Source organism: uncultured Bacteroides sp., from assembly GCF_902472605.1.
GTDB lineage: Bacteria > Bacteroidota > Bacteroidia > Bacteroidales > Bacteroidaceae > Phocaeicola.
In genome coordinates this window covers 13,539-25,667 of record NZ_CABROP010000021.1, presented here as the reverse complement: position 1 = coordinate 25,667, position 12,129 = coordinate 13,539, and the positions used below count along the sequence as shown (strand labels likewise).

12 protein-coding genes are annotated in these 12,129 nt (G+C 35.1%); all 12 read left to right on the top strand.

Going from position 1 to position 12,129, the window contains the following annotated elements:
- Positions 1 to 133: 133 nt before the first annotated feature.
- The 12 genes from RDP42_RS06570 to RDP42_RS06515 all read left to right on the top strand — a co-directional run bounded on the left by RDP42_RS06570 (position 134) and on the right by RDP42_RS06515 (position 12,066).
- Positions 134 to 427 carry a hypothetical protein gene (locus RDP42_RS06570; RefSeq protein WP_308763048.1) on the top strand — a complete coding sequence of 98 codons (294 nt, stop codon included), beginning with the start codon at positions 134 to 136 and terminating at the stop codon, positions 425 to 427.
- A 421-nt stretch (positions 428 to 848) separates the two neighbouring features.
- Positions 849 to 1,886, top strand: a complete 1,038-nt coding sequence (locus tag RDP42_RS06565) for a BF3164 family lipoprotein (RefSeq protein WP_308763047.1) — start codon at positions 849 to 851, stop codon at positions 1,884 to 1,886.
- A gap of 100 nt (positions 1,887 to 1,986) precedes the next feature.
- Positions 1,987 to 3,006: a BF3164 family lipoprotein gene (locus tag RDP42_RS06560; protein WP_308763046.1), complete on the top strand. Its 1,020-nt coding sequence runs from the start codon at positions 1,987 to 1,989 to the stop codon at positions 3,004 to 3,006.
- Between the two features lie 35 nt (positions 3,007 to 3,041).
- A complete protein-coding gene (locus RDP42_RS06555; RefSeq protein WP_308763045.1) occupies positions 3,042 to 4,058 on the top strand; it encodes a BF3164 family lipoprotein in 1,017 nt (338 codons plus the stop codon).
- Positions 4,059 to 4,177: 119 nt separating this feature from the next.
- Positions 4,178 to 5,176, top strand: coding sequence for a BF3164 family lipoprotein (locus RDP42_RS06550; protein WP_308763044.1), 999 nt, complete (start codon positions 4,178 to 4,180; stop codon positions 5,174 to 5,176).
- 102 nt (positions 5,177 to 5,278) lie between these two features.
- Positions 5,279 to 6,319 (top strand): BF3164 family lipoprotein, encoded by a 1,041-nt coding sequence (locus RDP42_RS06545; RefSeq protein ID WP_308763043.1) that lies wholly within the window; start codon positions 5,279 to 5,281, stop codon positions 6,317 to 6,319.
- A gap of 71 nt (positions 6,320 to 6,390) precedes the next feature.
- Positions 6,391 to 6,669, top strand: a complete 279-nt coding sequence (locus RDP42_RS06540; RefSeq protein ID WP_308763042.1) for a 6-bladed beta-propeller — start codon at positions 6,391 to 6,393, stop codon at positions 6,667 to 6,669.
- Positions 6,670 to 6,829: 160 nt separating this feature from the next.
- Positions 6,830 to 7,933: a 6-bladed beta-propeller gene (locus RDP42_RS06535; protein ID WP_308763041.1), complete on the top strand. Its 1,104-nt coding sequence runs from the start codon at positions 6,830 to 6,832 to the stop codon at positions 7,931 to 7,933.
- A gap of 4 nt (positions 7,934 to 7,937) precedes the next feature.
- Complete coding sequence (locus RDP42_RS06530) at positions 7,938 to 8,276, top strand: hypothetical protein (protein ID WP_308763040.1); 339 nt, start codon at positions 7,938 to 7,940, stop codon at positions 8,274 to 8,276.
- Positions 8,277 to 8,735: 459 nt separating this feature from the next.
- On the top strand, positions 8,736 to 9,761 hold the full coding sequence (locus tag RDP42_RS06525; protein WP_308763039.1) for a hypothetical protein: 1,026 nt from the start codon (positions 8,736 to 8,738) through the stop codon (positions 9,759 to 9,761).
- 68 nt (positions 9,762 to 9,829) lie between these two features.
- Positions 9,830 to 10,831, top strand: a complete 1,002-nt coding sequence (locus RDP42_RS06520; protein ID WP_308763038.1) for a 6-bladed beta-propeller — start codon at positions 9,830 to 9,832, stop codon at positions 10,829 to 10,831.
- Positions 10,832 to 11,034: 203 nt separating this feature from the next.
- A complete protein-coding gene (locus RDP42_RS06515; protein ID WP_308763037.1) occupies positions 11,035 to 12,066 on the top strand; it encodes a BF3164 family lipoprotein in 1,032 nt (343 codons plus the stop codon).
- Positions 12,067 to 12,129 lie beyond the last annotated feature (63 nt).

Below are 12,129 nucleotides of genomic sequence, written 5' to 3'. Positions count from 1 at the left end.
AGTTTTACAATTATTCTGTTAAGGTACTTATGAAAAATCAAGTTTTTCTGTATTTGTTTTTTATGCTTGTTTTTGTCGGCTGTCAAAAATTTGAAAGCATGGAAGATTTTGATGCCCTGTTCACTCATAAAAAATGCCACATCTTGAGCGAAGCGGAATGGCAGAAGCTGGTTCAGCTATGCAACGATACCTGGGATGGTTTCACCATCAGCCTGCAGGACCGCTACCCCCAGCTGACGGAAAGAAACTGCGCCTGTGCCTGCTCATCCGACTACGGCTCGGCAATGTCCAGCTGGCCTCCATCTTCTCCGTATCGCCCGCTTCCATCTCACAGAAAAAGTTCCGGCTGAAGAAACATCTCAGCGAATGGGGCGAAAGCGGTTTCCACGAAGAAATGACGCTGGTCTGCTGGCTGACGGAGTTCTGAAAAATGCAAATGTAGAGAACGCCGTTCTCATCCATACACGATTTGTTGTTGATTTACAATAATATACCTCATTTTGCTTACATCTAAAATGTAGAGATGCCTGCCACTCTGTATAGAGAAATAACCTCTATTTTTGCAATAACGAAACATCATAAAAGAACATCGCAAAATGAGAAAACTGAAATTGTTTTGGTATATTTAATTATGAAAATGCGTATGAAAAAGATTCTTGTTTTAGTTTCTAGATGTTGAATCTGCCTGTATTCCGGTTTTGTGTGGATAAGGATGACAGGGCGATATATGTATTTTCAAATAATCCAGACCCGGTTCTGGTTCGGTTTCCTTTTTCTGGACAGTAGTGAAATGTCTTATATGGATAGTGCTTTTGTATTGTTGAAAACGTGATTTTTATATTTCTATTATGGGTAATTTTATAAAGTGCTTTGGTTTATTATTGTTTTTATCTATCGTCATAGGCTGTAAACAAAACAGTCAAAATATAGTAGAAAAGATTTCTTTGAAATGTAACATAATTGATGATGATTATTTGTTTGGAAATCCATCACTCATCGCAGTCTCTGATTCTTTTTTGGTGGTTGTTGATATGTCTCAAGATAGTTTGATTCATGTATTTAAGTTACCAGACTGCAATTATATAGGTAAATGTGGAATAATGGGACAAGGACCAAACGAATTTACAATGATATCATCATTATTTGATTATAAAGACAACGAGTTTGGAATTTATGATCCCAATAAGAAAGAAATAGACTTACTTAACGTTAGCGGTAGTAATTTAAAGTTATCACTACACACCAGTCTGGATAACACATATCTTCATTATGATGTCCGTCCTGTATCTGATAAATATTTTATAGGAACTGGAATTTACGAAAAAGGGCGTTTCTGTATATTGGATAATACAGGGAAGATGAAAGGATTGTATGGACAATGGCCGGCAAGGGATAAGCAGGAAGCAGAAACCAACAACCGTATCAAAGCACAGGCTTATATGGGAGGAATTGCAGTCAGTCCTTCAGGTAAAAAAATGATTGCCTATACTATGACAGCAGATATGATTGAACTTTATGACTTTAGCGGTGATAGTATTCGTAAGATTACTGATTTATACAAATCGTACCCAGATTATAATTACAAAGCTGGTTCGGAAAGTTTTACAGGTACTTCCAAGAAGACACCTTTCTGTTATTTATATGCAACATGTACGGATAAATATATTTATGTATTATATTCCGGAAAAAATTTTCAGGAACATTCAACAAATGCAATGAATGGTAATATCATATATGTTTATGATTGGAACGGAGATAATTTGTGTCAGTATGAACTGGATATGAATTTACAGAATATGTGTATAGACAAGACAGGTAAGATTTTATATGCTATAGCTTATAATCCTGACCCTGCAATAGTGAAAATTTTATTACCAAATCATTAGTCCCTGCTAAAAAATATGATGTCCGGCATTTTGTTGGCACGTGATGAAGATATTAATTTTATTGTTTTTGATTTCAAGGATTTTTTAAAACCATATTTATATGTATAAATTGGGAATATTTTTTATATTCATTTCAATTTTTTGTTCTTGCCAAGACAGAAAAGGTGTAACAGAAGTTACTTTATCACATAATCCCGTAAGAATGGATAGTGATTTTATAGTTGGTGCTCCAATAGAAATGCACTGTTTGAATGATAATCTGCTTATTATCGATACAAAATCAGAACGGCCATTTCATTGGATTAAGATTCCGGAATGTAAGTATATGGGTAGTTTTGGAGATTTAGGACAAGGTCCTAACGAACTATTAAGAGTAAGGAATATCCATTCGTTGAATAACACCTTATATTGTTATGACTCATATAAATTCAAACTTTTCGAGATTATTCCAGATAATAAATCAAGAAATCTATCTTTTAAAGTCATACATGAATTTGATAAGGATATGACAATAGATGCTTTTCCTTTAAGTTCTTCCCGTATCTGTAAATATGGTTATTTTGAAAAAGGAATGTTACATTTGGCTGATACAGACGGAAAAATAATTAATTCCACAAGAGATTTTCCATATCGGGATGAACCAGAATCAAAGTTAAGTAATCAACTGCGTTTTATGGCATATCAAGGATGTATGGCTGCCAATGGAAATGGTTATATAGCATACCTTACAGGAGCGAGCAATCAGTGTTATGTTTACAAAATGACCGATGATTCTTTAAAGGAAGTTTTTGTGAACCAGGAATCATTTCCTCTCTATACCCCTGATAATACGGAGGGATTTTCTGTAACATTTAATGCGGAAAACAAATTAGGTTATCAAGATATAGCTGTTGATGATGAAGGGTTTTATGGTCTTTATTCTGACAAATCCATAAAAGAGTATAAACAGAAAGCTTTTGAGTGTTCTTCTATTTATTATTACAATTGGGATGGAAGTAATAAAACACATTACAAGTTAGATATTCCAATTTTATGTTTTTGCTATGCCAAGAAACATAACGTCTTCTATGGTATAGCTAATAATCCAGACCCAGTTCTTGTAAAATTTTCTTTACCTTGATTGAGTATTCCGTTATTTTTAAATTGATTTGATTAATGTATAAATATATTTTAAATATAGTACTTTTAGCCTGTCTGGTATCTTGCAAGCCCGACAAGGGAAAAGACGTGCCTGAAATAGACTTGCATCATTCAGTAGTGCTTGATGAAGACCAACTGTTGTTGGGTAAAGTAAAGGACATGTCCTGGGAGAATGATTCGGTGCTGGTCATCGTAGACTCGAATCAGGATGGTTTCCTTCATTTCGTACATCTTTCAGACAGGAAGGTGTACGAATATGGTAAAATCGGGCAGGGGCCGGATGAGTTTCTGCTTGTCGGTGCTGTTTATCCGGATATGAACAATCGTCCGATTCTGTTTGACGTGAGCAAGAAGGAATGTTTCATGATGCAGCATGGGGATGAGGGAATCTCATTCCGATCTTTGTTCTCTTTAGCGGACTCTTTGATTTGCTTTGAGATGCTGCCGGTGCAGCACGACCGTTATATTGTAACCGGCTTGCATAAGCACAACCGTTTTACCGTTTTGGACGGCAATGGAAAGAAAGTAGGTGATTTTGGTGAATATCCTTATCGGGATGAAGAAGAAAGGAAGTTAGACGGATTTGTCCTTGGTGATGTGTATCAGGGCAAACTGGCAGCCAGTCCTCACCGTAACCGTTTTGTGCAGGCCATATACAAAGCCAAGATTCTGACTTTTTATGAGCTGTCCGGTGAGCACTGGAATCTTGTCAAAGAGATTCAGGAATCGTTCCCAAAATATAAATATAATAGTCCGGCAATAGAAACGGACACTCCTGTAGGCTATCTGGATGTGTGTGCCACTGAGAAGTATGTATATGCGCTTTATTCCGGAAAAAACTACCGGGATGATAAGGATTCGGCATTCAGCGGTTATACGATAGAAGTTTACGGATGGGACGGTACGCTACAGAAACGTTATCAGTCGGATGTGCCATTGAAGGTAATCGAGGTATCCAAAGATGACGGTAGTTTGTATGCGATAGCCTATCATCCGGACCCGGTTCTGGTTCGGTTTCCTTTGAATTTATGAAGGGATAAATCTCGTGATTAAATTTTTACAATTATTCTGTTAAGGTACTTATGAAAAATCGAGTTTTTCTGTATTTGTTTTTTATGCTTGTTTTTGTCGGCTGTCAAAAACCTGAAAGCATGGAAGATTTTGATGCCCTGTTTACTCATAAAAAAAGTGTGCTTGTTAAGGACTGTTTGTCGGAAGAGCTTATTATGGGCAGGCCTTTCTATATGATATATGCTGACTCTTCTGTCATTTTTTATGATGATCTGGGAGACAGTCTGTTTACGATGGTCGATCTGTCAGACAATAAACGTATCTACCGGTTTGGGGAAAGAGGACAGGGAAGTCGGGATTTCCTACAGGTGGCTTCCTTGCAAAAGGATAAGGCCGATTCGTGTGTCTGCGTATATGACTATTATAAACATAGTCTGATACGGATAAATCTGGAAAATGTGAAGGAGGGGTTGCCGTATTATACTAAAATAACCAGTGATACGATTAACAGCATTGACATGTTATTATCGAAGTATAATAACACATTTGTGGGGCTGGGATTTTATGAGAAAAGCATGTTTGCGTTGATTGAAGGGGGAAGCGATGAAAAGTATTTTTATGAGTATCCTTACAGAGATGATAAAGAAAAGAATATAGACAACCGTTTAAGAGGAATGGCCTATCAAGGAATGTTACGCTCAAAGCCTTCTTTGGATAAGTTTGTCTATGCCATAAATTTTGCTCCTATTTTTATGCTGTGTTCTGTACAGCCGGAAGCGATAGTCAGAACATACCAGTGGGTAGGAGGATATCCTATATACAGGACTGAAGGGAATGAAAAATATCGTACCGCTCCTATGAGTGCGGAAAACAAGATGGGATTTATCAGTGCTTATGCTACGGACAGATATGTTTATCTGTTGTATTCGGATAGGACGTTGAAAGACTATAAGGAAAAAGCCTTTATGGGAAATGTGATATATCAGATAGATTGGGATGGTAACCCTGTGAGTAAATATGAAACGGATTTGCCATTGTCGCAAATATGTGTATCCAATTCTGATGATATGGTTTATGCGATAGCCAACAGAGAGGAGAATCTGTTGGTGGAGTTTGCTTTATCTGGTGGTAACGAATAAGGTTTTTTGAAATCCGCTGAAAATAATTAGCTGTAAGAGAATAAGTTTATAGGTAGTGAATGAATGATAACAGAAGAATTAAAACAGTAATCAGAATTGCGTATGAAAAATATTTTCTTTCTTTTAATAGTTTTAGTTTTATGTTCATGCAATGGAACTGACCGAGAAAAAGAGATAGTTATAGAGGATAATATTATAAATCCTGAGGTTCATCGAATTGAAGCAAAGCAGCTATTGAATGTTGATAAAATAGGAGTTTATGATACATTATCTGTTTTTATAAATAGAGGTACTGATAGTATCCTTTATATGTATGACTCTTCGGATTTTGCCTATAGAGGAGCTTGTGGAGTCATAGGACATGGACCTGAAGATTTCCAGTTCCCATTTTTTTTAAAGAAAACGAACGATAATAGCGGTCTTATAAGCCTTTACGATGTTAATGCAGCAGCCTTTAAGGACATAAATGTAAAAAAGATTCTTCAAAAAGAGCCCGATGCAATAATGTCTATGAAGATGCCGACTATGCTTATAGGTTCACCTGATTTACATTTAAAGAGTGATTCTTGTTTTATAGGGAATATTGATTCTGGTAGCGGATTGTATTTCATTTATGATTCGAATGAGGATAAGATAAATTGGGTTGAATTTCCCAAAATCCTACAGTTGTCTCAGGGTGATTTCACAGTTATGAATATGAATCGTATAACTCTAAACTTTGCGTCCAATAGAGTTGTTTCGGCAATGGGATATTATAATCTGCTATTTCTTTATGACTCGAATAACACTTTAATGAAGACAGTCCAATTAGGGGATGAAGAAATTAGTCCGACAGTAGTTGATGGCGATCATCTGAGTGGGGATAATATGGTCTGCTGTAGAGATATAACCTCCTCAGATAAAGCTGTATATGTATTGGAACAGAATATAAGAGAAAAAGATTTTGAGAAGATTGATAATGCTTCTTCCAGAATTGTGGTTTTCGATTGGGATTTGAATTATCTGAAGACTTATATTCTTCCTCATTACTCATTGGGTTTTGTATATGACCAATATCATGATAGAATCTTATACACGGCATTAAATCCCGAAGGTGGAACCGATGTCTTTTTCTTTTATTTAAATACAGAAGATAAGAAGTAATTGTTTAAAGTAAAATACTATAAGTTGAATGTCAGAATTCATTTGGTAAATGAATATTTAATTGTGAGAATATGAAGAATTGTTTTTATCTGCTTTGTTGCATTTTCATTCTGGCTGCATGTCAGGAAAAGAGCTTATCAGGACCGATACAGGTTGACCTATCAAAGACAGAACCTGTAATAAATTATTCAAGTTTCGTAGATTCTACAGCATTTGTTACACTTGAGCTAAGTGACAGCTTGCCAATCAACGGTGTTTCAGGACTGTTTTTTGATGACGGTAAACTCTTTGTCAAGGATAGCGGGCAGGAAGGCATTTTTGTCTTTGATGAAGACACTAGCTGGATGTGAATGGAATAATTGGATGGTGAACCTGTTTATCATATTATGTTGACCGGATATTGTTCATAGACTTGTATACGTAGTGCAGTTCTACAGTATCCAATTTGACTAATACAAATGATGACCTTGCTTGAATGATTGAAAAGTTATTTTTTTTAGTGATAAATATATGAATAGAATTTTATCAATAGCTTTAAGTTGCATATTAGTATCAAGTTGTGTTAATGATGTCAGAGAAAGAAATATAACCTCATTATCAAATTTTCAGATAGACTTCAAAAATGCAACAGAGTTAAATTTTGAGGAAAAGGTTGATACCTTTTATTATATTCCACTAGAAACTGGAAAAAACAATTTATTAGGAGAGATTACTAAAATTCAAGTTGACAGTGTTATATCTGTATTAGATGGTATGAACCAAACTATCCATTTATATTCATTAAATGGTAAATTGATGACTGTGATAGATAAAAAAGGGATGGGTCCAGGCGAATATGTACAATTAGGAGACTTTTATACGTCTTATAAGGATCGTTATGTTGAACTATTGGATCCTATGAAGAAAAAAGTAATGCGTTATGATTTTTCTGGAAACTTTATTAAAGAAATATCTTTACCTTTTCCTAATGGGGTATCTAGGTTCACAAAATTCAATGGATATTATGTGTTTGATCAACAGACACGACGCAATAATGATAAATGGAAATATAGTATAGTTGTCATATCAGAAGATGGAAAAATTATTAATAAGTTTTTCCCATATACAAAATATGCAGATATACTATTATCTTCACGAACTTCATTTTATAATATCAATAATGAATTACATTATGTACCCATATATTGCGATACGATTTTTGCTTTAGATGAAAATTCAGTTTCTCCAAAATTTTCTGTAGACTTTTCTGATAAATGGGTAGATGAGTCTTTTGTATATTCCGAAGTAAAAAATCCTATGGATTTTATCAACAAATTAAAAGATTGTGATTTTATTACTTTTTTAAATGTGTTGGAAACAGATTCCACGATTTGGCTAGACTTTATGTATAAGGAGCAAAAATATTGTGCATTGATAAATAAAAGAAACTTAAATGTTTCAACATATTCTATTCATGAATCAAAAGACTATGGAAATTTAATGGGTGAGGTATTAACTTCATGGAACAATTATTTTATTATGCCAATCAATGCTGAGCAGCTAAATCAGAAGCTTGGCTTAAAAGGAGAAAATGATAATAATCCATATATAGTATTTGTCAAATTTAAATCATAAAATTATGAAGCTTTTATTTTTAGGACTTTTGATGTTTCTTCAAGTACCTCAGATTTCTTGTGATGATTTTTACAAAAAAGAATTAGACCCTTTAGCAATAGAAGGAAAAGTGCTGACAAAGGATATTGGAGAGGATTTTTATAATATTTATATCGTTAATGATAATGGTGAGAAGATTCATTTACGAATTATAAAAAATATGGCTGGATTTGAAATCTATAATTTTATAGTCAAGGATAGTAGGATATCAAAAAAGAAAGGTAAAAGAAGTATCCATGTTCTTACAGAGAATAAATTAGATAAGAGTTTCAAAGGAAAAATTTTTGATAAATTATGTCATTAATAACTCCAGCATTTTATAAATAGAAGATTATATAAGTTTAATTGTACTTTTATTGATGTCCTTATATAGTAGATGTAACGGTGTTTATTATAAGCTAGATTTATATTCTGAAGACAAAATATCCTTTGTATAATTGATTTTTTTACGAAAGACGATGTGTCAAAATCCAATTTATGAGACAGTGAATATAAATTTTAAATGAAAACATCTTGAAAGATATATCAAATGCTGCATTATTGTTTTACGTAGAGTTTGCTGAGTATTTAGGTATAATTTGAAATTACCAGAATTGATTATTTAAGTTTCAGCACTATCTAATTTTGATACATTTAAAGGAACTAGTATTTGCTTATCAGTAATCAATAATGTTGCTTTATTGCAATCTGCAGTAAGTGCATGATTTTGTAATCAGAAAATATAGGTTGGATTTGGATTAAATGAAATATGTATGAAATGCGTATGAAAAAGATTCTTTTTTTAGTTTCATTATGTCTTTTGTGCGGGTGTCAGCGGAAAGAATCGCCTATGGCCCTGTATGGTTTCAACGTGGCCGAGCAGGTTCGTTTTCATCCGGTCAAGAGTGATTTCCTCTTTAAGCCGACCGCTATTGAGATCTTTGATTCACTGGTTTTGGTTCATGACCCTGTAGAGAATAATACGTATACATTGTTTCGCCTCGGTGCGTCTGCTCCGTTGTTATCCGGAGGACAAAAGGGTTCAGGCCCCGATGATATTTTATATGGACAATTTATTGACAAGATAAATGAGAAGGAATTTCAGGTGGTTGACATTGCGGGCAGAAAGACGCTGGTCTATAACCTGGACTCGATTTTGCAAACCCGTACATTCCGTCCCGTCCGTTCTTTCTTCTATAGTGAAGCTGAGTCTCAAAAAGTGGAGGGGATGCAATATGCATATTATGTGGATGATAGCCAGAAAATAGGATTGGGCGACAGCAAGTATGGGAAATATTTCTGCCTGGCACAAGACACCGTCACTTATTTCGGAAATTATCCCGAAGAAGAAGGCATGAAGATGTCTCCGTTTTATCTGTATCAGGGCGTGTTGCATATAAATGACCGTCGGGATAGGATGCTGTACCATTCCCCGATAGGATATTATTATGAATTGTATGCGAGAGAAGGGGGTACCTGGAAAGCCTGCTTCAAGGAATATATACCTACGGAACACACGGAAGATGCCGTAACTGAAAATACTCCGATGGGAATTTGTTCGGCTGATTTGGATGACGAGTTTGTATATTTATTGTTTTCCGGCCGTACAGGAAAGCAATTTCCCGAAGAGACTTTTCTTGCCTCTCACATCTTGGTCTTAAATACCCGCGGAGAAAAAATCAAGAGCCTTGAAACAGACAGGCTTAACATCTCAATAGCTGTTGCGGGTAAACAACGGCGTATTTATGCCATAGCCAAGAACCCGGAAACGGGAGAATATGAGGTAGGGTATTATTCTTTGACAAAATAAATAACTGTAGATGAGAATCATGTAATCAGTGACTCTCCAGAGTATTCAAATAAAATTAAAATTGTTTTATGAAAAAATTATTGGTTATATTATCGGGAATTATTCTTTTCAGTTGTACAAAAAATCCATCGACAGAAAAGTATCAGACAGACCGTGATAATGTAGAAAACGTTCACAGTCGTATTAAAGAGTTTGAAACAGATTCGGTTTTGATTGGTAACAATGCACGTATATATATTATGGACAATTATCTGCTGATTGCCGACCATAGGGGATATGACAAACAGATTCATATATTCGACAAGAACAGTTTCCGACATCTGGCAAGTACTGCTCCTCTGGGTCAGGGACCGACCGAGATTACGGTGTTGGGAGCTGTTGCAACGGACGAGAAGCGAGGTAAGTTTTATGTGAGTGACCATGGTAAGAATAAGATATTCAGCTATGATATGGACAGTGTATTGGCTGATCCGGACTATACGCCAAGTGTAAAACTGGTTATGGACAAGACAAACTTCCCTTCCGAGTATGAATATATCAATGACACCTTGTGTATTGCGCGTACAATACTTCCTATAGGTACAAATGATTTTGCTCCTTCCATATCCCGTTGGAACATGAAAACTGGAAAGATGGTATCTATTTCTTATAATCATCCGGATATAAAGAAAAAGCGCACTACTTGTGCTTCATCCCAACAATATGGATTGATAGCCGAATTTTATAATAATCATGATTTGCTGACCATCAGTGATTTCAACGGAAAACTGAGATGCAATGTTTACGGACCTGCATGGGGAAGTTCCTCTCGTAACCATTATTATAGTGATGGTTTTTTTGATAATAACAATCATCTGATTGTTTCATTCTCAGGTGGTGACAATAATACGGATGCTTATTATCCTACCTGTCTGTTAGTGTTTGGATTGGATGGTGAATACATTAAGACACTTGATGTAGGGTATAAAATAAACAGCATGAGGTATGACGACAAGGCTAACCGTGTTTATATGAATCTGAATGATGAGATCCAGTTTGCATACCTGGATTTGGATGGATTGATAAAATGAGGTTCTTATGGATGGCAGATTTTATATCCAGTATAAGAACCATTTCCATATCAAGAGGAATTGGAATGGTATCAAGGTATTCAAGACGGTGTATTTACGTGAAAATGATTTTTTAGACCCTATGTGTTTCCATCTTTAATACGGTAGGATGAAAACTTTAATGGCAAAGCTGTAATAATCAATTATAAAGAAGTTTTAATACGATGCTTAAACTGAATAACAAACTTATTATTTTATTGTACTTACTCTGTCTCACAAACTGTACAGATAAAGGCTTGTCTGATATTGATACGGATTTCCCAATGAGTTCAGTAATCATGTCGGCAGATTCCATAAATCTGGAAGAAAAGGGTCTGTTACTGCCCTTTTCCGTTTCCTATATTGATTCATGCTTTATTTTTTCTAACATCCGCATAAAAGATCGTGTCTCTATATGGAATCAAAAGACCAACGAGGTAATCCATACTGCTCATATAGGTAACGGACCTAACGAAATCATACAGTATTTGCCTGTATCCAATAACATGAGTGAATTTCTATTTGCGGATAGAATTAAAGGAAAAATCTTCAAGTTAGACCTGAATAGTTATGAGTACAAAGAGATTATACAGATTAATGAATCTATAAATCGTTTTTATTCATTGGCAATGCTTGACTCTACTTCAATCATAGGTACAGGAATGTTTGAACAAGGACGCTTTCTGATATACAACATTGCTGATAGCACTTATGTTTGTGAAGAAGAATATCCAAGCAATAAAGACATTCAGCCACTTCAGCCTTATCAGAAAGCGGCATTGTACGCTGGTACTTTAATAGGGGTGCATCCGGATAAAAATAAATTCGTTGCCGCATATAAAGGACTAATAGATTTTTACAATATTGATGAATCCTACAATCTATCACCTTCGGCGCATAGATATTATCATTTCCCTCAATTTGCCATTCCTCAGAAAGGACCTGTTATAGCCCACAGGAAAGAGGAAGCGGTAGGCTTTTTGTCATTGTCGTATGATTCATCATACGTCTATTTATTATATTCAGGTTCGTCATTATTGGATAAAGAAAGTTCGGCCTATACCAGTAATATCGTACTGGTTTATAATTGGGAAGGAACGCCAGTCAAGCGATATGTTTTAGACCACAGCGTTATTTCTATACATATTAGGAATAATATGTTATGGTGCATAGGAGAGAATCATAAATATCTGTATAAATATGTTCTCAGCCTATAGACCCCTGGTATAAATGTAGCAACTGAAATGAAATAATTTGCTCCTCCGTAGGGATTATTAAAA